At 39.3% G+C, this 22,256-nt stretch carries 21 protein-coding genes and 1 pseudogene; 12 read left to right on the top strand and 10 right to left on the bottom strand.

The window, feature by feature from the left end; all coding sequences use genetic code 11:
• Positions 1–17 precede the first annotated feature (17 nt).
• A complete protein-coding gene (locus tag B2O97_RS13455) occupies positions 18–887 on the top strand; it encodes a pirin family protein (RefSeq protein WP_070564311.1) in 870 nt (289 codons plus the stop codon).
• Between the two features lie 105 nt (positions 888–992).
• Here B2O97_RS13455 and B2O97_RS13450 read toward each other — a convergent pair whose 3' ends face one another.
• A complete protein-coding gene (locus B2O97_RS13450) occupies positions 993–1,154 on the bottom strand; it encodes a hypothetical protein (protein ID WP_236560192.1) in 162 nt (53 codons plus the stop codon).
• Between the two features lie 35 nt (positions 1,155–1,189).
• A complete protein-coding gene (locus B2O97_RS13445) occupies positions 1,190–1,855 on the bottom strand; it encodes an MFS transporter (RefSeq protein ID WP_286767539.1) in 666 nt (221 codons plus the stop codon).
• A gap of 321 nt (positions 1,856–2,176) precedes the next feature.
• Here B2O97_RS13445 and B2O97_RS13440 point away from each other — a divergent pair, with 321 nt between their 5' ends.
• The 4 genes from B2O97_RS13440 to B2O97_RS13425 all read left to right on the top strand — a co-directional run bounded on the left by B2O97_RS13440 (position 2,177) and on the right by B2O97_RS13425 (position 5,935).
• Positions 2,177–3,766 (top strand): Na+/H+ antiporter, encoded by a 1,590-nt coding sequence (locus B2O97_RS13440; protein WP_112374769.1) that lies wholly within the window; start codon positions 2,177–2,179, stop codon positions 3,764–3,766.
• Between the two features lie 205 nt (positions 3,767–3,971).
• Positions 3,972–4,556 (top strand): 3,4-dihydroxy-2-butanone-4-phosphate synthase, encoded by a 585-nt coding sequence (gene ribB / locus B2O97_RS13435; RefSeq protein WP_414711303.1) that lies wholly within the window; start codon positions 3,972–3,974, stop codon positions 4,554–4,556.
• Entirely contained in the window at positions 4,537–5,295 is a 759-nt protein-coding gene (locus tag B2O97_RS13430; RefSeq protein ID WP_070564305.1) for a siderophore-interacting protein, read from the top strand. The genes ribB and B2O97_RS13430 overlap by 20 nt, the downstream gene beginning before the upstream one ends.
• A gap of 70 nt (positions 5,296–5,365) precedes the next feature.
• Entirely contained in the window at positions 5,366–5,935 is a 570-nt protein-coding gene (locus tag B2O97_RS13425; protein WP_070564302.1) for a Crp/Fnr family transcriptional regulator, read from the top strand.
• Between the two features lie 78 nt (positions 5,936–6,013).
• Here B2O97_RS13425 and B2O97_RS13420 read toward each other — a convergent pair whose 3' ends face one another.
• The 3 genes from B2O97_RS13420 to B2O97_RS13410 form a co-directional block, all read right to left on the bottom strand.
• Entirely contained in the window at positions 6,014–7,249 is a 1,236-nt protein-coding gene (locus tag B2O97_RS13420; RefSeq protein WP_321167224.1) for a TCR/Tet family MFS transporter, read from the bottom strand.
• 135 nt (positions 7,250–7,384) lie between these two features.
• Positions 7,385–7,855 carry an OsmC family protein gene (locus tag B2O97_RS13415; protein ID WP_070564298.1) on the bottom strand — a complete coding sequence of 157 codons (471 nt, stop codon included), beginning with the start codon at positions 7,853–7,855 and terminating at the stop codon, positions 7,385–7,387.
• 106 nt (positions 7,856–7,961) lie between these two features.
• Complete coding sequence (locus B2O97_RS13410; RefSeq protein ID WP_112374770.1) at positions 7,962–8,414, bottom strand: DinB family protein; 453 nt, start codon at positions 8,412–8,414, stop codon at positions 7,962–7,964.
• Positions 8,415–8,742: 328 nt separating this feature from the next.
• Between B2O97_RS13410 and B2O97_RS13405 the strand changes: the two genes are divergently transcribed.
• Together B2O97_RS13405 and B2O97_RS13400 are read left to right on the top strand one after the other, a co-directional pair.
• Positions 8,743–9,852, top strand: coding sequence for a sensor histidine kinase (locus tag B2O97_RS13405; RefSeq protein ID WP_286751853.1), 1,110 nt, complete (start codon positions 8,743–8,745; stop codon positions 9,850–9,852).
• Between the two features lie 28 nt (positions 9,853–9,880).
• Positions 9,881–10,585 carry a LytR/AlgR family response regulator transcription factor gene (locus tag B2O97_RS13400; protein WP_286751854.1) on the top strand — a complete coding sequence of 235 codons (705 nt, stop codon included), beginning with the start codon at positions 9,881–9,883 and terminating at the stop codon, positions 10,583–10,585.
• Here B2O97_RS13400 and B2O97_RS13395 read toward each other — a convergent pair.
• From B2O97_RS13395 to B2O97_RS13385, 3 genes and pseudogenes are all read right to left on the bottom strand, one after another.
• Positions 10,541–13,672: pseudogene (locus tag B2O97_RS13395) on the bottom strand (lantibiotic dehydratase). The gene B2O97_RS13400 and the pseudogene B2O97_RS13395 overlap by 45 nt on opposite strands.
• A gap of 12 nt (positions 13,673–13,684) precedes the next feature.
• A complete protein-coding gene (locus B2O97_RS13390; protein ID WP_070564280.1) occupies positions 13,685–14,053 on the bottom strand; it encodes a hypothetical protein in 369 nt (122 codons plus the stop codon).
• An 87-nt stretch (positions 14,054–14,140) separates the two neighbouring features.
• Positions 14,141–14,284 carry a hypothetical protein gene (locus B2O97_RS13385; RefSeq protein WP_159332940.1) on the bottom strand — a complete coding sequence of 48 codons (144 nt, stop codon included), beginning with the start codon at positions 14,282–14,284 and terminating at the stop codon, positions 14,141–14,143.
• 455 nt (positions 14,285–14,739) lie between these two features.
• On the opposite strand from B2O97_RS13385, the gene B2O97_RS13380 reads away from it, so the two are divergent.
• The 3 genes from B2O97_RS13380 to B2O97_RS13370 all read left to right on the top strand — a co-directional run bounded on the left by B2O97_RS13380 (position 14,740) and on the right by B2O97_RS13370 (position 17,928).
• Positions 14,740–15,000, top strand: a complete 261-nt coding sequence (locus tag B2O97_RS13380) for a hypothetical protein (protein ID WP_286767538.1) — start codon at positions 14,740–14,742, stop codon at positions 14,998–15,000.
• A gap of 146 nt (positions 15,001–15,146) precedes the next feature.
• On the top strand, positions 15,147–17,564 hold the full coding sequence (locus tag B2O97_RS13375) for a heavy metal translocating P-type ATPase (protein WP_286767537.1): 2,418 nt from the start codon (positions 15,147–15,149) through the stop codon (positions 17,562–17,564).
• A 142-nt stretch (positions 17,565–17,706) separates the two neighbouring features.
• On the top strand, positions 17,707–17,928 hold the full coding sequence (locus B2O97_RS13370) for a cation transporter (RefSeq protein ID WP_070564271.1): 222 nt from the start codon (positions 17,707–17,709) through the stop codon (positions 17,926–17,928).
• A 359-nt stretch (positions 17,929–18,287) separates the two neighbouring features.
• Here the strand turns inward: B2O97_RS13370 and B2O97_RS13365 are convergent, their stop codons facing one another.
• Positions 18,288–19,322: a retropepsin-like aspartic protease gene (locus B2O97_RS13365; protein ID WP_286767536.1), complete on the bottom strand. Its 1,035-nt coding sequence runs from the start codon at positions 19,320–19,322 to the stop codon at positions 18,288–18,290.
• 279 nt (positions 19,323–19,601) lie between these two features.
• Here B2O97_RS13365 and B2O97_RS13360 point away from each other — a divergent pair, with 279 nt between their 5' ends.
• Both B2O97_RS13360 and B2O97_RS13355 read left to right on the top strand, forming a co-directional pair.
• Positions 19,602–20,171 carry a TlpA family protein disulfide reductase gene (locus tag B2O97_RS13360; RefSeq protein ID WP_139144947.1) on the top strand — a complete coding sequence of 190 codons (570 nt, stop codon included), beginning with the start codon at positions 19,602–19,604 and terminating at the stop codon, positions 20,169–20,171.
• 93 nt (positions 20,172–20,264) lie between these two features.
• Positions 20,265–21,158: a cation diffusion facilitator family transporter gene (locus tag B2O97_RS13355; protein ID WP_070564262.1), complete on the top strand. Its 894-nt coding sequence runs from the start codon at positions 20,265–20,267 to the stop codon at positions 21,156–21,158.
• Between the two features lie 57 nt (positions 21,159–21,215).
• On the opposite strand, the gene B2O97_RS13350 is transcribed toward B2O97_RS13355, so the two are convergent.
• Entirely contained in the window at positions 21,216–22,244 is a 1,029-nt protein-coding gene (locus B2O97_RS13350; RefSeq protein WP_286767535.1) for a Gfo/Idh/MocA family oxidoreductase, read from the bottom strand.
• Positions 22,245–22,256 lie beyond the last annotated feature (12 nt).

The raw sequence follows: 22,256 nt of genomic DNA, 5'->3' as shown, positions 1-22,256 counted from the left end.
AAAAAGGAGATTATAACATGAAAAAATCAATTGAAAGAATTTTCCAACGTCCAGCTCAACCTGGCATGGTAGGAGATGGATTTCGTGTATTTAATATGATACCAGGGAATGGGATTTCCCAAAAGAGGATGAGTCCATTTCTTTTACTGGATTTCAATGCAGCATTTGATTTTGGACCTTCGGATCATATTAGAGGCGTGGATGTACATCCGCATAAAGGATTTGAAACCGTGACTATCGCCTACAAAGGTAGTGTAGCCCATCATGACAGTTCGGGGAATAGCGGTGTTATTCGTCCGGGTGATGTACAATGGATGACTGCCGGCGCTGGCATATTGCATAAAGAGTACCATGAAGAGGAATTTTCAAAGAAAGGCGGATTATTTGAAATGGTTCAGCTCTGGGTTAATTTACCAGCGAAAGATAAATCAACAGCGGCGCACTATCAGGCAATTACTGCCGATCAGATGGGGAAAGTCGTGTTGCCCGATGCGGCAGGGGTAGTCAATGTCATCGCGGGGAAATTTCAGGATATGGTTGGACCAGCGAGCACCTATACCCCTGTCAATCTGTTTGACATCAAATTGGAAGAACAGCATGAAACGAACTTTTTGGTTCCACAAAATCATAATACAGCGATGCTCGTTGTGAATGGCGAGGTTGTAGTCAACGGTGAACTTGCTAAGGAGCATAGCTTTGTCTTATTTGGTCATGATGGTGAAGAGATTTCGATAAGGGCAAATAAGAATGCAGTTTTACTTGTGTTAAGTGGTGAACCCATTGATGAACCTATCGTGAGTTATGGCCCATTTGTAATGAATACACAGGCGGAGATTTACCAAGCCTTTGAAGATTTTCAAGCTGGCAAGTTTGGCGTACTTGAATAAATGAAATAAATTTCCATACATGGCTTATATCCTTAATATGTAGGCCATGTATGGAAATCAAAATGTCCGTTAACTTGCATTTCTTGGGATTGTCGTGCTCAACGACTAAGAAAAGTTTTTTGGTCGTCTATCATAGCCGACATGCACGATGAGGACCAGTAGTGTACAACAAAAGCCGGTCAATACCACGCCATTCCATTGAAAGTATTTCCAAGCCAGGGAAGCCAAGTAACTACCCAATGATCCACCGGCAAAGTAACTAAACATATAGACTGTATTTAGTCGGTTGGTTGCCCCTAGATTTAAGGAAAAAAAGCAGATTGATTGCTGATATGCATGGATTGTAAACCCAGGTCGATTAAGATTACACCTGTTATTAATCCGATATAGCTATTCCCTCCGATGTAGAATAAAATCCAGCTCAATAGCAGGATAAATATGGAACCAAGAATAATGGTATACGTAGAAACACGCGTTGCAATCCGGCCGACCACTGATGCTGCCAGCGCGCCAACAGCCCCTATTAATCCGAAGGATCCCGCTACGGCAGAGCCTGCGTAGAAAGGAGCTTCCTGTAAATGAAATACTAATGTAATCCAAAAAGCACTGAATCCAGCAAAGCCTAAAGCCCCTCTGAGTGCAGATAGCCGTAATACCGGTTGAGTTTTTGTCAGATGGACCAAGGAGTGCATTAATTGGAGATAAGTACCTTGAAATGTCGGTTTTACATCAGGTAGTGAGAAAGCTAATAATAACATGAATAAAACCATTAATGCTATAGCTATATAATAGATTGCTTGCCATCCCCAGATATCGCCAATAAATCCAGCTGCGACACGGGAAAGCAGAATACCCAATAGTAAGCCACTTATGACCATTCCGATTGATGAATTGCGTTTTTCGGGAGCAGCTAGTTCGGCCGTGAGGGGAACGAGCATTTGAGGAACGACAGAGCTGAATCCAACCATAAAGCTTGCGATATAGAGCAACTCGAGGGTGGGAGCTAAGACCGCTTTGAGTCTACGTGAAACTCTATGTTTTGATTTGTTATGTCTGTTGTATGTATCATTTTGAATTTTATTTCCTTGGCTGCAAATTTACAGCGATCAGTAATGGAGGAATTGAAGAATTCGATCCATGAATTGAAGAATTGAAGTTTGATTAACCTAAATTGATCCAGAAGTTCGATAATTATGTACTGGATTAGCTATTGTGTTGCTGTTTTTTGACTTAAGTCATGGTTTTTCAGTTGCGAGGCGATTAGTTTTGGGACTTAAATTTTTTATCAAATGACAGAACTCGAGCATATTATTTGGATTTCTATTATTTTAATTGTGATCACATCAGTTAGGAGCCGTTTAAAACTAGCACTCCCCATTTTATTGGTTATCGTGGGACTTATATTGAGTTTGGCACAGTGCTTTCCGGTATTGGCGATTAATCCCGATATAATTTTTAATATAGTTTTGCCGCCAATTTTGTTTGATGCAGCCTGGAATACATCTATTCCGGATTTCAAACGGCAATTTTCTAAGATTTCTTTATTGGCAGTCGGACTGGTATTGATTACAACGACTGTTATTGCAGTTGTTGTTCATTCGATCATTCCAGGATTTAACTGGGCGATTTCCTTTGCGTTAGGGGCAATTATTTCGCCACCGGACGCGATAGCAGCGACGAGCATTGCGAAGGATCTTCCCCTATCGAGAAAATTAATCACGCTTCTTGAGGGGGAAAGTCTGCTTAATGATGCATCCGCATTAATTGCATTTAAGTGTGCGATTATAGCATTGGTAAGTGGTGGTTTTTCATTTTGGAATGCTGGATTACAGTTTGTGATAATGGGAATAAGTGGAGTGGCAATAGGTTTGTCGATCGGTTATGGGTTTGTAAAATTACATCGCTTTCTCCATGGCAATAGTAATGTCGAAACCTTTGCTGTGTTGTTGTTACCATTTGCGACATATAGCCTTGCTGAACATTTAGCCGCTTCAGGGGTCCTGGCTGTCGTCAGTTTAGGTATGTATATCTCCTGGAATTCCTTTTCCTTATTTAGCTCAGCAAGCCGTTTACAGATGAGCCATTTTTGGGATGTCATTATTTTTATTCTAAATGGACTCGTTTTTTTGATTTTAGGCATGCAGCTTCCCCACATTGTTGAAGCAATACCTCGTTCAGAAATAATCGTTCTGACTTTGTACGGCTTCTTGATCTTCTGTCTGTTAATTCTGATACGCTTAATTGTGACCTACTTTTTTCCGCTGTTTTCTTGTCGGGAAGATAAAGAGGATGCAGCTTTTCAATGGCGATTTCGAAAGGAGTATATTATTTTGTCTTGGTCGGGTATGCGCGGGGTTGTTTCACTTGCTACCGCATTTGCATTGCCTTTATATGCAAACAATGGTTCGCTCATTGCACAGCGAAATACCGTTCTCTTTCTTTCCTTTGTTGTCATTATTTTCACGTTAGTTATTCAAGGAATTAGTTTGCCTCAACTTATTAAGCGTATTACTCCCAAGCCGAACAAACAGGATAAGGGGAAAGAACTAAACGATTTATTGATTGAGCGTTCGTTAAGCTATTTGGAAAGTCTGGAAATCGACAGACCATTAGTGCAAGAAGTCGTACAAAAGATGCAAGTAAAGTTGCAAAATCAAAGGGAAGAACCTAACGACATGAAGAGATCTATCAAAGACATTATCTGTAGGGATGAGTGGCGAGCATGCTATTTTGACATCGAACTATCTATGATTCAAGTGCAGCGAAAAGAACTTGTGAGAAGCTATCAAAAGGGGATTTATCCCTTGGAAGATGTTAGGAAAAAGGAATTTGAACTTGATTTATGGACAGCAAATATTTATCAAGAAATGAAATTGTAGGTGTTTGCTGTTTTTGACTTAAGTCAATGTTTATTGTTTTTCATGGATAGATCTTTGTCATCAAATAAGCCAGCCTCAGTTATTCGGAAAGAGGCAGGATAATATAGAATGATATGAAAAATTTGTTAACAATGTTTGGGGATGATCCCATAGCAAGAGTAGAAAGGCATTAAAGGATTTACAGGCCGGTAAAGGGGTTCTTCTTATCGATAATGAAGATCGAGAGAATGAGGGGGATCTTATTTTCTCTGCCCAAAACATGAGCATACCGGATATGGTACAAATGATCCGGTATTGTAGTGGTGTTGTCTGTCTTTGTCTCACCCATGAGAAAGCGAATGAATTAGACTTACCTTATATGGTGTCAGCTAATTCAAGTCCTTACCAAACGCCATTTACAGTATCTATCGATGCAAAGATAGGGGCAACTACGGGGCTCTCGGCTTCCGATCGAATTGCCACAATAAGAGCGGCCTGTGCGCAGGATGCCAAACCGGGGGACCTTGTTCGCCCAGGTCATATCTTTCCCTTGCGGGCGCACGCGAACGGAGTATTGGGTCGCGATGGTCATACAGAAGGCAATATCGATTTGATGCTTATGGCGGGTTTAGAACCGATGGCTGTCTTATGTGAATTGATGAATGAGGATGGGACAATGGCGCGTTTGAATGAGGTCTCAGCATTCGGACTGAAACATAATCTTACCGTATTATCTATTGAGGATATTGTTACCTATAGAAAGCTAAATAGTAATCATCGAAAAACAGTATATGAATCAGACAAACACTAAAAAAATAAGATCGTTATTCCGCGTTGGCCGAAAAGAGTACCTTACACCACATCTTATCAGGGTAATATTTGATTTAACCGATGAGCAGCTCGGGTTATTGGCCGAAGTCAGTTCGGGTTCAAATAACAAGCTTTTCGTTCCGTTACAGCACAATGCGCAAGAAGTAGTCGTCAGAACTTACACCAATCGTAAAATAGATCTTTCTAACAGAGAATTGCATATCGATTTTGTTGTTCATGGTGATAGCGGTCCTGCATCTGCATGGGCAATCAAGGCGGAAAAGGGCGATCAATTGGAAATTGGCATGAAGGAGAGCAAAAGAAAATTGGTTCCCCAGGTAGACTGTTACCTGCTGGTTGGAGACACAACAGCTTTACCGGTTATTGCTGCAATATTAGAAGAGCTTCCAGCGACGGCTAGAGCAAAAGTAATTATTGAGATTCCGGCAAAAGAAGACGAGCTTGTATTGTCCTCAGCCTGCAGTGCACTCATACAATGGTGTTATAATCAGACACCAGAACAAGGGAGTAATCTCGCTGAATATGTTAAAAAAGCCGACTTTAGGGCGGATGATCAAACGAGTTATATCTTTATTGCTGCGGAGTATGCCATTGTGAAAGAATTACGTCATTACTTTCGGGAGGAAAAAGGGAGAACTTCACAAGACCTATATGCCTGCGCATACTGGAGAGTGGGGCATGCAGAAAGTGAACTTATGAATTTAAATGAGCCGATCTAGTTCTTGAATTAGTTACTGTTAATCCAATTTTATTAGTTTTGCTGGAAATTAATTTAGAACAGCAATTAAAATGGATGAGCTATTGATATCCTATATCACGAGTAAAATTACGGTAACAGAAGATGAATTACATCTAATACGCTCATATTTTAAGCCTTTAAAGCTAAAGAAAAATGAGTTTTTGTTGGCCAATGGTGAAATAAGCCAACGCTCATTTTTCGTGACCAAGGGGTGTTTACGTATTTTTTTTATTAATGAGTCTGGACAAGAAGCAACACGCTACTTTGCCTTTGAGAATCAGTTTGCAACCGCATTAGTCAGTTTTATTACAGGAGAAGAGTCCGAAGAATTCATTCAGGCTTTGGAACCTACTGAAATCTACTATATAAGTCATAAGGATTTTTATCATTTGTTGGACCTTATTCCACAGTGGGAGAAGTTCTACCGTCTCTATTTGGAAATTGCCTATGTAACAAATACAAAGCGTCTGATGTCATTTTTAATGCAAGATGCCCTTGAAAAATATCGTTTATTGTTGGATGAAAATCCAATGGTTGTCAGAAGGCTATCCAATAGAATAGTTGCTTCCTATCTGAATATTTCACAGGAGACATTGAGCCGTTTAAAGTCAAAGCTCTAAAACTCAACTGGCCTATNNATAGGCCAGTTGAGTTTTAGAGGAAGATAGATGAAAATAGTGCAGACTGATCAATCAGGTTTAAAGATTTATTTGCTGATTTCTCTTTTTGCGAGAAGCATTATAGACAATGATCACACTAATCGTCATCAGGATAAATGCTAAGAAAAACGGCGCGCCAGAAAATTTAAATGGTGCTTTGTCATGGGTGAAATAATAAAATAGGTTTGTCATCATTGGTGGACCAATAATCGATGTTGCACTCATTAAGCTTGTTAGTGCACCTTGAAGTTCACCCTGTTCGTTTGAAGGAACATTTTTTGTAATAACAGACTGAAGAGCTGGTCCACAAATACCACCCAAGCAATAGGGGATAAGGAAGACGAACATCATCCATCCTTCGCTTGCAAACGAGAATAACAGTAGTCCAATAGCATACAGGGTCAATCCATAGAAAATGCTTTTTTGTTCACCAAGTTTGGGCGTTGTCCATCGAATTAAAACGCCCTGAACCAATCCAATCAATAATCCAATAACACCTAATGAGATACCCACCATTCTTTCTGTCCAGTCGAATTTATACATGGTGAAGAAGTTCCAGTTACTTTGAACTGCGTGGCCTGCGATATATATTAAAATTAAGGCAACGATTAATCCGGATATTTCTGGATGTTTTCCAAGAAACTTAAAGGATCCAATTGGATTTGCGCGTTTCCATTCAAAAGCTCTACGTTTTTCTTTATCTAAGCTCTCAGGTAAGATAAAATAGCCATATAGAAAGTTTAGCATACACAGTCCTGCGGCCGCATAAAAGGGAACCCTGGCACCATAGTGACCGAGCAGACCGCCAATAACTGGGCCGATGATAAAGCCTAGACCAAATGCAGCGCCTATCAAGCCAAAGTTCTTTGCCCGATCTTCATCCGTAGATATATCGGCGATATAGGCACTTGCCGTTGTAAAACTAGCACCTGTCAATCCGGCGATAACGCGTCCTAAGAATAGCCAACCTATAGTTGGTGCGAGGGCAAGAAAGATGTAGTCTACCGCAAAGCCAAAAAGTGAGATCAATATAATTGGCCTTCTGCCATATTTATCGCTGAGGTTACCAACGACGGGAGAACAGATGAATTGCGTGAAAGCATAGGCAAAGCCGAGCCAACCGCCATATTTTGCCGCTTCACTGACATCGCTATGAATCAATTCCTCGATAAGTTTAGGGACGACAGGAATAATGATTCCCCAACCCGTAATATCGATTAGTAGTGTAATAAATATGAATCCGATTGCTGCTTTTTTCTTGGAATTTTCCATCATGATTTAAAAGTAATGAAATCCTTAAAAACTTGTTTGTTATTTTATTACTAATTTGTGGTGAGTGTCGCATTTTCGATAGCGTTAACAAATCGAAAAGAGGGAGCTTTTTTCTTTCGATAGCGTGCCCATTTCTGGTTAAATCGCTTGACATTTGGGATGGTGCAGCACCGTGAAATTACATGAATTCGCAATAAAACACAGTTTATTTGCTTGGGTATGTAAGGATAAAGCAAGTTCTATCTGGGATTCATCTGTGATGAGAACCTCGGGGTGTAATATAACTTCTGTAAAACGACCACTTCCATCTCCATCCGTTTCCAGGGTAGCGATAGCATTGTCCTTATAGGATAAAATCTCGATGCTATTTTTCGAGCAGACGTATAAATAGGACATCATGTGGCAAGAAATCAGGCTGCTCAGCAGCAAATCTTCCGGATTGTACAATGCAGGGTCACCCTTGAATGCTTTTGCTGCGGAAACTTGCAGGTCAGCTTTCCCCTCGATCGCGATGTGATGGCTTTTTGTATAAATTTTTGAACCTACAACACTAGGCTGTTCAGGATGATTCCAAGCCAAGGACGCTTTAAAGATATGTTTGTAACTCATTTTGTTTCAAATTTAAGGTCTTCTCCGATATTATAGAACGTCTAGTCCGCCAACTGCAACTACTTCGTTTGTCATCAGACCACGGCGGCGTCTGATGACAGTACTGTTATGTGCGAACAAAAGTGATATAATCTGTGTTGACAGGTTCAATGCCATTTTTTCGCATTTCGCTTGCTATTTGCGCCCTGTGATAGGTGCCATGATTAAAGACGTGTAACAGAATGTCGTTGGCCTTGTTATGAAAAGCCTGATGCTGTGTGTTTGTATAATTGACAATTTCATCCTCCGTATCATTTCTGCGCCGAATTTGCTGCCTAAATCCTTCAGAAGCTAAATCGTGATACCTTTGGCAATCGATGATACTGTGCTCATCCCAAACACCAACAGGTGGTTTTTCACCAGTTAATCGACTTAACCAAATAATCTGAGCATTGACAATATGGCTAAAGAGCCGTATGCAAGAATGAGGTACATTTTCGCCTTCACTTTTCAATTTATCCAGGAGTGCTGTATTGGCCCAGTTATTATATAACCAAAGCTGCATAAAAGTAGTTGACATCTAATTGTTGTTTATGTGGGTTCTATAAAATTAAATATACGGAAGATCGCAATAAATTTTTTGCCAACCCCATCAATCGTTCATTTTATGGACAATTTATGGTTGAAAATTTAAAGCAATATATTTGTTACAATTTTATTCTTTTATGCGTAATTCTATTTTTTGGTTTGTTCATATCTTAATTGAGATATATTCAGATTGTTAGCGTTATAGGTTGTTGTTTTTTGTCGCAGAAATGTCTTTTTGCGTTCTCGCATAGCAAGTCAGACTACCACAGACTAAAGGATATCATTATATTAGACTGATATTATCGAAAAGTATGCTATCTATGAACAGGTTTTTCCAAAATTACAATACGGGAAAACGTATTATTCTTCATTTGTGTTTTTGGTTTTTGGTTTTGGGAATGCAATTCATTTCCTATCAGCGGATAGATATTGATAATTCCTGGATTTTGTTTGTAAAGGACGTATTTTCTTTGTTGACCATATTTTATGTAACAGCGTATGTCATCATTCCGCGCTGGTTTATTCCTGGAAAGTTTGTGTTGTGTATATTGTGGTTATTGTTTATTTATGCCTGGTGGTCGTTTCTAAGTTATTTTGCAGCCCTATTAACATTGAAATATCTAACACCAGATGTTCGCCTGTCAAGCTATCTTGAAATAATACTAAGTCAAGGAATCTTCGGTGCTTTTCGCCTTTCTTCCATTAGCGATTATTTGTTGGATTTTATTTTTCTGGTGGCCCTGCCTTTGACCGTAAAAATTGTACAGGCGTTTATGTCTGTCCGAAATTCAAAAATGAAACTCGAATTGAAAAATTCAGCACTTGAGTTGAACAATGTCCAGTTGGAACTTGCTTTTCTAAAATACCAGATTAATCCACATTTTTTACTTAACACACTTTATAGCATCTATGTGCTGGTATCCGATCATGATGAAAGAGGCGGCGAAAGTATGATGCGTTTAAGCAGTATGATGGTGTATTTACTGCATGAAAGTAATCAACCCAGGATAGAAATTAGTCGCGAATTTCAATTGCTAAAGGATTATGTTGAATTGGAAAAGTTACGCTATAGCGAGACCGTGCAGATCAATCTAAATTTGGCGGCTGAAGACGAAAGCTGCATGATGGTTCCTTTGATCTTTTTTCCGTTTGTAGAAAATGCATTCAAACACGGACCTCGGCTAAGTTCTTCGGCGGGATGGATATCCATAGACATTAAGGTGAAGGATGACAAGGTGTATATGCACGTGGCTAATGCATATAGGGAACTTTCAAAACCAGAAAATTATATCGGCGGATTAGGGATAGAAAATGTAAAAAAGCGACTGGAACTTCATTATCCTCATCATCATAATTTGGAAATAAAGTCGCATGAGGGTGTATTTAGTGTTAATCTTGTTGTAACTTTACATTCGGAAACAGAACCGTAGCACCAAAGCAGCGGGTTGCGAAGTACTTATGAATAGAATTAAAACTATCCTTATTGAAGATGAGCCTATTGCGAGAGGTCGCCTGGAGAAATTAGTTTCCAAATTAGGCCTGATCGAAATATTGGGTGTATTTGAAAACCCATTGCAAGCAATTGACGTTTTAAGGCAGCAGGAGGTAGATCTCATTTTGTCAGATATAGATATGCCTGAAATGGATGGAATTACCTTTCTCAAAGGACTTGCTCATCCACCATTTGTTGTTTTTATAACTGGGCATTATGAGTATGCTGTTGATGGGTTTGAATTGGAAGTAATCGATTATATCTTAAAGCCACTCCTGACGGAAGAGCGATTGATCAAGGCAATTGAAAAAGTTCAAAAGGCAATCTTGTTTTCTCGAAGAGGGGCACAGAGTGAAAGAAAAGCGATTAAGATAAAGGATCGGAACAAAACTATTTTTATAGATCCTGCAGATATTTTCTATCTAAAAGCCTGGGGGGATTACATTCAAATTTATACGTTAGAAGGTATGCAGACTTTGCTGTCGACCATGAAAGATATGGAAGCAGAACTGCCTTGGGATATGTTTGCTCGTATGCATCGATCCTATATTGTCAATATCAAACAGATCAAGGGTGTTGAGGCAAGTAAAGTCATTCTGAAAAATGGGACAGAACTTGGTATTGGTTTACAATATCGTAATCAGCTCTTCGCGAAGATGGGACTTATATAATTTATCGGGTTCATAGGTTATACGTTTTTTCTGTTTCCCAATTTGCATTTTATAATAGCCAACCATAAAATGGTAAACAGCAAGTTCATGTAAGCGTTGATCGGACATGAACAATCGGTTAATGAACATATGAATGTAGCTTGATAGTAACGATGTTCGGGCTGACTTGAATTCATCTTGATCGGTATGACTCCGTAAGGTGTTAAATATGCTGTATTGAAGTGCATTTAGTTTCTTTTTCGATTCTTCAGGGTTGTCTAAAGGTTTTTCGAACCAGTCTTTTTTCTCTTTAAACTTATTGTTGAGATGAATCCAAAGGTTTTTATTATTATCAAATTCTTGCTGATAAAGGGTATTCATCTGTAGGCAGAAATCTCTTTTCTCGATCAGTGTAAATTTTGCAGCTTCTAATAGCGACTCAATATTTTCGAAAGCCAGGCGCCATCGATCATTGATTGAAGTACTTTGTTGGATAACCTTCAGTACCGTTTCGCTCTGTTGATAGAATAGCTCCTCACTAAGTTCCATACAAAATGGTGTATATCGTTCAATCTCCCGTGTATAAGTGTCAAAGGATAGCGTTGATATCTATCCATCTTTAATAAACTGTTCCAATAGGGTATTAAGCGTGGATATAACGAAATAATACTGGCTTGGATCTGAAAGCTCAACTCTAAATCGAATGGGGGGCGATGGATCGTTGTAGCGTATAAAAAACCATTTTTTTAGGACATCTTGTTGATTAAGTGTCGCTACGATTAGGGGGAAAATTTCCTTTAACAAGGTGTCTGCAACATGTAAACCACAATAGATCTTGGCGTAAAGCCATTCACTGCCCAAGGGGAAGCATCTTTTTAGGTTACTTTCTTGAGGGGCTGATTCATTTGTGAAAGTCTCCTGCTGTGATTCTATTGGAATAATGATTTCGTTGGCAAAAATATGTCCATCTTTATCGCAGGCTACTGATGAATAGTCATTCAGGATATATTCGGTTAATATGATCTCTCTTTTGCACATATGATCCAATACGATTTCTATGCAAAAAGGATTGTCTAAATTTATCAACAATTCATTATCGCCACTGCTGATGATGACCATTGCAGGAATTGCTAGCTCCGCTTGTATATTTTTTATGAAAGCCTGAGGGGTACTGGGGTATTTCGCTATTTTTTGAATTCGCCATTGTGCTCTAGACAAGATAATATTTTTGTAGCTTATTCTTGGGAGTCTCGGCTGCTCCTTCATAATCCCCCAATTCCAGGAAAGATCCAACCTATTATTTTGGAACTGAAAATCTGCGAGAAACTTATATATATTCATACCCTGTTCAAAATTGTGGGCGGTAGTTAAACGGGGTATAACCATTTTATTGAATTTCCTGGACCACAAGATTAGGCGCTGGTCTTTGATTAACAGGTATAAGTCATTAACATCAATTTGCTCTTGTTCTTTATCGATTGTCGGGCTTAGACAAATTGTTGCTTTTCGCAGCGCAGGTCTATAAATGATATTTCCAGCATTATTGTCTGGGTAATGACAAATCTCGGCAAGTATGGCATTTGGAAACTGCTGTTGCTCTGTGTCGGCAGATTCCTTCAACTTGTTATTCAATTTTTCATCCAGATGTGCAAATCTGGAAATTAAGTTTCCTGATGACGAACCACCAATGGTAACCAGATTGAAGAATAAGTTTTCCTGACATGAACTTCTAAGGAGATTGCCGATGGCATAGCATGAAGAAGGGATCGTATTGACAGTTTGTTTACGTTGTTTAGCGATATGATCTAGATCTTTGCTGGTCAGCTGAATTTCGGTGAATTGATTTTTTACACTTTCTACAAATTTTTCAATGACCAGATCTTGATAATGGTGGTCGCCATATTTTTTTTCGCCCGCCGGGGTGATGTTGTTAACTTCCCCGAGTATTTCATCCGTTATATTGTAAACACCTTCTTGACGTCCGTAACCAATCCCAATATCGGGGTCTAGAGCTGTCGTTAGCGGAACCATTCTATCTTCATATTTAACAGAGAACGCAGCTCTAAACCGATCAAAATCTGTTAACTTAGCCTGGTTGCAAAGTGGTAGTAAATCCTGAAATTGATCTCTTATGTGATCTAATGCGGTATCTGATAAATTGTTTTCGTCCATCCCTATGAGAAGGTCCCCCTGTAACGAATTGGTCATATCGAGGTCTGGAGCCAAAGGCTGCAATAATTTAAGGATGGCGGTTCGGATCTCAATGACAGATTGAGAACTATGAAGCCATTTTCTTATCGTTAATAAAGGATTTAAATAATTTCCCTCCTTATCCACTCTTTCAAGCGTCGTTATCAGGCTGTCCAGATAACCTCGGCCAATGACATTGGGCTGTAATTCAGAGGATATGATTCCAAGGCTGATGAGGTTATTGACGAATAGGGCCGCATGCGTTATCGATGCTCCAAGACCTTGCAGCAGATCGATTAATGATTGATAATGACTAGTTTTCTTATTGTGTTCAAAGTATTGGATGACTCGATCCAAAACTGGAGTAAGCCTTATACGTTTCAGGATATGCTGTCCTTTCTTCCCATTTGTCACTTTTTGATAATATTTGTAATATTTACCATCTAAGTATAAGGTGGGATTGAGACGATAATAGAGTTGACTGTAAATTCTTTTGTCTTTTGATATTTGTTCAATAATTTTTGTCAAAATGGTGGTATCCAGTTTTAAAACAGCTTGATTTGCATTTGACCTGATTAACGATACCTTTTTTTCGGAGACGGCAATGTTCCCAAAAGATACCCCTGCGAATAAACCGAAAGGCGTACTTCTGGTGCTCATCCTAATCGCATATTTGAGTAGTGAAGCGATCATTTTTGAGCTGCTTTCTTTCTTGTATTCAAGCCATTTTTGAACTTCCGCCGAGAAGGCCGGGCTTGCCAGAAATAAGGCTTCTTTTAATTGCTCATTTTGAAACAAATGACGAAGTTTCTCTTCTATTTCATGTCGCTCAGTTATCGTTAAAAGATCAACGGCAGATGCAGCTGGAAGTAGCGGCGTGCGCAGAAGAAAATAATCGGATAAGTGGAATAATGACATGAATTAGTTGGACTAGTATTGCATGACTTGTTTTATACAAGACTGAAACATCTGGGGCGAAATTGGTTTTTGCAGCGCAAAATGCTTCCTGTTTTTGATAAATTCTGGATATTGCCAACGTGACACGGCGGAGGTGATGATCAGGATTGGAATATCAGCGATCAATTCGGCTAGTGTATTAATATTACCGCCGCTAACAATGAGATCGAGGAATAGGATGTCTGCAGATTTTAGATCATGGCTAAATAATGCTGGATTTTCAATGTCTTCAACCATCTTAATCAATTGAAGATCTGGAAACATGTGAATGTATTCAACTATTTTTTTTGTCGCCAGGGGTTCATCCTCAATGAGAATACATTTAAGCTTGGGTGAAGTCATATACTTGATTCTTTTTTTATTTATTAGGCAATGAAGACGATTGCTGTAAAGGCGCCTACCAGAACGCCTTCACAGCGTTATCCTCTTTTATATTACTTTTGAAGATGTAACTGTCTTAATAGTTACCAGTTCCATATCATCAAAATCAAAAAATGAGATCGGTTCTACCGCGCAGACAGTTTGTACATCCAGTACAAAATCCTCTGCTAAAAAATTTTCAATGTTTTCCATAGTTATACGTTTAAATTGTAAACAAATGTGCTCGCTATGGAAAAGAACAACGAAAAATATCGACAGAATTGAAAATGAATCAGACGAACTAAAGAATCTATTCGACGAAAAAAATAGTGTCTGTTGCTATTTATGTTCGCGATGTAGTAGACTTTGTTTGCAGAGCCTGCCAGATCATCATGGACATTGAAAGAAGTGCTATTGTGTGTTTCTGGAAAATTCGACGAAATAGCATTTGAGTACGATGAAACAGCAGTAGCTTCATTGTAGTATTCCATCTGGTTCGTTATCTTAGATTCGTCTATTTTAGCATCAAAAAACCATTTCTTTAGCCATTAAAGCCATGTAGCTTAAATAGATAAACCAACGAGAGGGCTTGAGGTAATTCCTTAAACCAAAAAAGCATCTACCAAAAAAATAGGTGAGTAGTGTGGGCGCGTAAAACAAATGAGAATATGAATTTATCTAATGAAATGTATGGTTTTTTGAAAAGAGAAGGTTTACGGTTATTTAGAAAAAAAGTAATCTGGCAGACCTCTGCGAGATATCAAATCTATGGAGATGGGAAAACAAAGATCGGTGTCGCATTTGACAGAATTCAAAATTTTATCGATGAAGATACCAGTGCATCCGGCTGGAGTGGAATGGAAAAGATTAAACTCGAAGAACGGGGTGATTACATTATCTATGGTTTTGTTGAGAAAATTGAAAGCTAAAGAAGAGTTCTCCATATGATTTTTCCATTGAGCTTGATCTTTCGTATTTTATTATCGAGTAAATTTTACAAATCAATTCCTTAATTGTGTAATGACTTTAATCTTATTTGTGGCCAAATTTGTTGTGTAAAATTAAACAATAAGTTATGGCGACAGATATTTATAAGGATACGGTTTATCTACCTTTAGAAGATGTTGAAAGCGAACATTGTGCATCAATTGTCGAAAAAGGACTAGCCCAAGTTAAAGGCCTAGCGAGCTATCGGGTGGAATTGAATAACCACAGAGCTGCTATCGTACCGAAGGATAGTGAAGCCGTCGTTAGCAGTGTAAAAACGATCAAAGATCTTGGTTATGGTGTTTCTACATTAACCAAAACATTTCCAGTTCTTGGGATGACTTGTGCCTCCTGCGCCATTAGCGCTGAAAGTATGGCGAAATATGAACAAGGGGTTGTCAATGCGTCTGTAAATTTTGCAACAGGAAAACTTACGGTGGAGTATTTGCCTAATATTACGGATCATTTAAAAATCCAGAAAGCGGTTCAGGCTGGTGGCTATGATTTATTAATCGAAGATGAATCTACTCAGCAGAAAACGTTGGAGGCTATTCACGCCGAGAAATTCCGTAAGCTTAAAATCAAAACTCGATGGGCAGTAATACTTTCGCTTCCCGTGGTCGTGATAGGTATGTTCTTTATGGATATGCCGTACGCAAATCCTATTATGTGGCTGTTTTCCACGCCAGTAGTTCTTTGGCTGGGCAAGGACTTTTTTGTCAACGCGTGGAAACAGGCAAAACATCGTTCGGCCAATATGGATACGCTTGTTGCGTTAAGCACGGGAATAGCCTACATCTTTAGTGTGTTTAATATGCTCTTTGCTGAATTTTGGCATCAGCGTGGCTTGCATGCACATGTGTATTTTGAGGCCGCCTCAGTCGTCATTGCTTTTATTTTATTGGGTAAGCTACTGGAAGAGAAGGCTAAAGGCAACACCTCATCCGCCATTAAAAAGCTAATGGGCCTGCAGCCTAAGACGGTGATGGTCATTCAATCGGATGGAACAGAGCGTCAGGTCGCTATAGAAGCCGTTAATACTGGCGATATTATTCTGGTGAAACCAGGGGAGAAGATCGCCGTTGATGGGGTTGTTATCAGCGGAAATTCCTATGTTGACGAAAGTATGTTAAGCGGAGAGCCGGTCCCTGTTTTAAAAATGGGCAATGAGCAGGTATTTGCAGGGACGATCAACCAGAAGGGCAGTTTTCAGTTCAAAGCTACAAAAGTTGGCCGGGAAACAATGCTTGCCCAAATCATTAAAATGGTACAGGATGCACAAGGAAGCAAGGCCCCTGTGCAAAAACTGGTCGATCGAATTGCTGCTGTATTCGTTCCTATTGTCATTGGTATTGCTATTTTAACTTTTCTACTGTGGTTTACTTTAGGTGGAGAAAACCATCTGGTACAGGGTTTAATGGCGGCAGTAACGGTTTTGGTTATTGCTTGTCCTTGCGCACTAGGTTTAGCAACTCCCACAGCAATCATGGTTGGAGTGGGTAAGGGAGCTGAGCAGGGTATTTTAATTAAAGATGCGAAAAGTCTGGAGCTGGCCAAAAAGGTAAATACAGTTGTTTTGGATAAAACCGGCACCATTACGGAAGGAAAGCCTGTGGTCACTGACCTTTATTGGAAAAATGATGAGGATAGTTTGAAAGGTATCTTGTTGAGCCTGGAGAAACAGTCAGAGCATCCATTGGCAGAAGCTGTAGTCGGGTATTTTAAAGATGTAAAAGCTACTCCAGTATCCTTTATCGAAAGTATTACTGGGAAAGGTGTTAAAGGCAGTGATGGAATCGAAACGTACTCTGTAGGTAATCGCAGGTTGTTGGATGAGAATGGGATTACAATTCCGACGGATTTGATGGAACATGGCACCCAGTGGGAAAATCAATCCAAAACAGTGATATGGTTTGCCAACAGTCATACTGCGTTAGCGGTAATAGCCATTGCGGACCGGATTAAGGAAACTTCTGTACGTGCCATCAAGGAGATGCAGGCCATGGGCATTGAGCTATATATGCTGACTGGTGACAACGAGGCTACGGCTAGGGCCATTGCCGCGGAAACAGGTCTTCAGCATTACAAAGCGGAAGTATTGCCAGAGCACAAAGCTGATTTTGTTAAAGAATTGCAGCAAAGAGGGCAGGTGGTCGCTATGGTTGGGGACGGTATTAATGACAGTACAGCCTTAGCAACGGCCGATGTCAGTATTGCAATGGGGAAGGGAAGTGATATTGCAATGGATGTAGCAAAAATGACAATTATTTCATCTGATTTGACGAAGATACCGCAGGCCATTCGACTTTCGAAACAAACGGTCGCGACGATTAAACAAAATTTGTTCTGGGCGTTTATTTATAATTTAATTGGGATTCCCCTCGCTGCAGGTATTCTGTATCCATTCAATGGTTTCCTTTTAAACCCGATTATAGCTGGAGCTGCAATGGCATTGAGTAGTGTAAGTGTTGTCAGTAATAGCTTGCGACTTCGCTGGAAAAAATAGCTAACTATGGTTGAGGTCTAGACCTCATCTTAAACGGTAAATATTGCAAAACAAAATAGAAAAACTGTAAGTACAACCCATCGAATTAAAGGGATATTTGTATAGATAATTAAATAGATTAATAACATTAAAATTAAATAACATGGAAAGCAAAGAATTCCAATTTAAAACAAACCTTACTTGTGGGGGATGCGTGTCCAAAGTAAGCGCTGATCTGGATAGTGTAGACGGTATCTATGAATGGAATGTTGACACCACAAATGCAGACAAAATTCTGACTGTAAAAGCTGAAGGCGTTTCGGAGGAAGAAATCATTGAAATTATCAAAAAGAAGGGCTTTAATGCGACGGCCTGCTCCGCCTAATTGTTCAATAAATCTATAGAACCCCATAAAAACACCCTAAAAGTTTTCTCCAACCTTTAGGGGTTTTTTATGGGGTATTGTGATGAGACTAAACCGAGCTTAGCTTTCTGTTAATTAAATTGGATAAACATATCTTTAAAATTTAGTATCATTATAGAAAATTGGCGAATAATATCTTGTCCTATATTTCCATACACGGTTTCATTCTTAATCTTCGATTTTAATAGGCTTATATTTTTAAGAGCGATCGGTTTATCGCTAATATGGAATGTATGTTGTATAACAAATCCGTCATATTCAACTTGACCGCCTGCGCCTCCCATGGCGACCTTGGTCGGTATATCCTGTTTTTCGATATGTTATTTGTAGGTTTCGTAAAATGGTGCATAAAGGATTGTTTTTTCAGCTCCTGTATCAAAAGTATAGTGCTTTCCATCAATGGCAATAAGCGGTGATAACCCATCTATTGCAAGATTCGATGCTTTCCATGAAACTGTAGGTCTCTTTGGTACAATGAAAAAATCGTCCTGTGTAAGCTGTACTTCTTGCAGTGCTTCAATAACAGGGAAGCCTATTATACCATTGATCTGATAGCCAATTTGCGGGATACAAAGTGCGCTGTCTGGGAAAACCAGGAATATTGCGTTTGAAATGTTGATGCTACCAAGTTTTAATTGTTTACAAACGGCCAAATCGGCTTTGATAGAAACACCGGTAATGGCGTCTACATCAATATCTGCACGGATAAGATCCATATGAAGACGTTTGGCCACGGACTCTGTGACTGTCGATAGGTTTGCTCCGGTATCAAATATAAAACTTGCCGTATCGCCGTTGACTGTTAGTGTTAGATTCTTCAACCCGGCTTTATCTTTCGTCATTTTAAGACGGGTATCGGCGTTGATTTCTATAAGCTGTGGCCGCACATGTTCAAGTGCTGACCAGATTTTTAGATTGTTTCTGAGATCCGCTCTTGTATCTGTTGACAGCAAAGGATCGAAGTCGAGTAGGATTTTCTGGGTTGTCTGTTTTGCCCCCGCGTAATCTTTCAGTTTGACAAAATTATCTTCCTGAACACGCCGTAATTTTAGTCGCAGTGTGTCGGGTAATTCTTCTGTTGCTGCGCTCAATAGTGCTATTTTTTTGTTTGAAGCGATGGGTTTGTCAAAGGCGTTATCGAGTATTGCCAAAATAAAAACTTGCTCATTGGCGTTTAAGAAAGGTTTATTTACCCTAAACAGGTCGCGGGCAGTGAAGAAATCTTTTGATGCTATTAGCTGATATAGCCTGTTGAATTTAGTTGAGGAGGATTGTCCGAAATTAAGCTGGATGGTGATGAATAACAGGAAACATATTGATACGCATTTTTTGAAATGATTTGCTGGGAGATTCATGGTGTATTCAATTAATTGTCTTTTGGTCAACGATATGTTCACGCTCTTAAATGTCGGAAAAGTTCTTGTTAATTTTTTAATTTTATTGTTGCTTATTTTGTTATTGATCAATGGTTTATGTTGTGGAGTTGTGTGTAATACTTGTGGTCTTGAATAATTAAGGTTAAATTAGCTAATGTTTTGAGAAATTTCTCCCAAAAGGATTGGATAGGCGAGGTCTACGCGATTGGTGGACAGTAATATATTTGTAAATAGCATAATTTAATGAAACAGAAGACGATGAATATTAGGTATAATAAAGGAATTATTTTTTTTGGTCTTGCGGCTTTATCGACCAGTTTATTTTTTGGCTGTGGAAACACAGGCACTAAAAATGAGGCCAAGGCCGAAAAGGTAGAGGGACCTGCTGAAGCTATTGCTGACACTGCAACCACAACGCAGGAGTTATCTTTTAAGGATAAAGAGGGTAAGGTTCTTCAATTAAGTGCTTTAAAAGGTAAGGTCGTGTTTATTAATTTCTGGGCGACCTGGTGTCCCCCATGTATTCATGAACTACCTTCTATTGACCAGCTTAGGCAATCGCTTAAAGATAATAAAGATATCGTTTTTCTCATGGTAGATGTTGATGGCGACATAGAAAAGTCTTCAGCATTCATGGCCGAAAACAAGTATGATCTACCACTTTACATAGCAGCGGGTGAAATTCCTGCAGAATTCTTAGGACAGTCCATACCAACAACGGTTATCTTGGATAAAGCGGGTAAGATCGTAGAGCGTCTGGAAGGAAGCCGTGACTATGGGGCCCCTGAGATAAAAAAAGCATTGGAGGATATCGCGAGCGGTAGCTAAAGCTCCTAGGTTGTGATCACTATTTTATATAGCTGGAGAATAGAATTTGAAAAGAAAAACATTATTTTCGCGGTGTCAAGTTAATTTATAGCTATGTCCGAACTTCAAGAGCAGACTGCAGTCAGAACGACTTATTTTAGTATTGTAGGTAATGCATCACTGGCATTATTAAAATGGTTAGCTGGTTTCTTTGGAAACTCTTATGCGCTGATAGCGGATGCAATTGAGTCAACGGCAGATATTTTCTCTTCATTTCTAGTGCTCCTCGGTTTAAAATATGCGCAACGACCTGCCGACGACAATCACCCTTATGGCCATGGTCGGGTAGAACCACTCATTACATTTATTGTCGTTGGTTTTCTTATTGTTTCTGCAACCATAATCGCTTATGAAAGTATTGAGAATATAGGAACGCCACATGACCTGCCAAAGCCTTGGACCTTATTTGTTCTGGGTGGGATCATTGTGTGGAAAGAGATTTCTTATAGGATCGTTATGAAGAAAAGTAAAGAAACTAATAGTTCTTCACTTCGTGCAGACGCTTGGCATCATCGAAGCGATGCGATAACGTCAGTTGCAGCTTTCATTGGGATATCTATTGCATTGTTGCTCGGAAAGGGATATGAAAATGCGGATGACTACGCGGCATTATTTGCCGCTGGATTTATACTTTATAACTGTTACCATATTTTCAGACCGGCGCTTGGCGAGATCATGGATGAAAATGTATACAATGAGGTCATTGACAATATCCGGCAAGAAGCATTAAAAGTAGATGGGATAAAAGCCACGGAAAAATGTTTTGTCCGCAAATCGGGGGCTAAATATCACGTCGATCTGCACGCTATTGTCGATAGTGAAATTACGGTAAGAGAAGGGCATGAGCTGGCGCATAAACTCAAAGACCACTTGGTTGCGCATATTCCTGATCTTGGTCATGTGATGATCCATATTGAACCGAACGAATGCCTTTGGGAATCAAATTAAAAATGGCAGCACCTATTATTTTTCTTGAACCGTGCTGCCATTTGATTGTTTAAAAACTTAGGTGTTTTCAGCTTCAAGCAATTGAATCTGCCATTTAATCTGATCCGCTTTAATAGGGTAATCGATATTATTTCTTAAGCTTTCATAAATGGCTTCAAACAGCTGATTGTAATCTCCTGTATGTGGCGTTACTAAAGACTCATGTTTTTGATTTGATACGTCTATCGTAACAAGTTTTCCCTCGAGGCCGGCTGGCTCAAGGCCATAAGATGGATCGTCGGGCAACATACCATCTAGCAATTGCTGTTCTTGCACATCCGTCATATTCTTGATAAAACTCCCTTTTGTACCATTTAAGACAAAGGCGGGCTGCGGAGAGGCGACAAGTAAACTGCCTGTTAAATACACGTTCAGTCCAGCTGGATAATAAAGATGATAGTGAAAATAATCTGCAACTTTAGAATCGGGTCTGTTGATGGATGTTGTCTTGGTAAATTTAACCGGTTTTCCAAAAAGTGAGATTGCCTGATCAATAAGGTGCGGACCTAGGTCATAAGTGATACCATTGGAAATATACTGCGTATCTTCCTTAAAGTATTTTTGTCCCAATTCCATTTTATAGCGATCAAATCTGAAATGCACTTCAATCAGCTTTCCTAATTCTCCACTTTCGATCACTTTTTTAATGTCTAAAAAGTGACTATCATATCGTCTGTTTTGATAGAAAAATAAGTCTTTTCCTTGTTTTTTGCTGATGGCAAGAAGCGTATCGAATTGTGTAGAATCATCAACGGCAGGTTTTTCTATCAAAACGTGTTTTCCTGCCTCTAGGGCGTCTTTTGCATATTGGAAATGGGTATAGTTTGGTGTGTTCACAATGACCAGTTCGATGCTTTCATCCGCTAGTAATTCAGTTATATTATCGTAGCTTTTTATTGCCGGATAAAATTCATGTGCGTTTTTTTTCGACCGTTCTACAACAGCGCTGAGATTGAAATGTGGATTGGTATGTATAAATGGCGCGTGAAAAACACGTCCTGACATGCCAAAACTTAGTATTCCTGTGTTAATTTGAGTGTGTTTCATGTTGATTTAAAA

This window comes from Sphingobacterium sp. UBA865 (assembly GCF_002295765.1).
Lineage (GTDB): Bacteria > Bacteroidota > Bacteroidia > Sphingobacteriales > Sphingobacteriaceae > Sphingobacterium > Sphingobacterium multivorum.
This window is presented reverse-complemented; position numbering and strand designations above follow the sequence as displayed.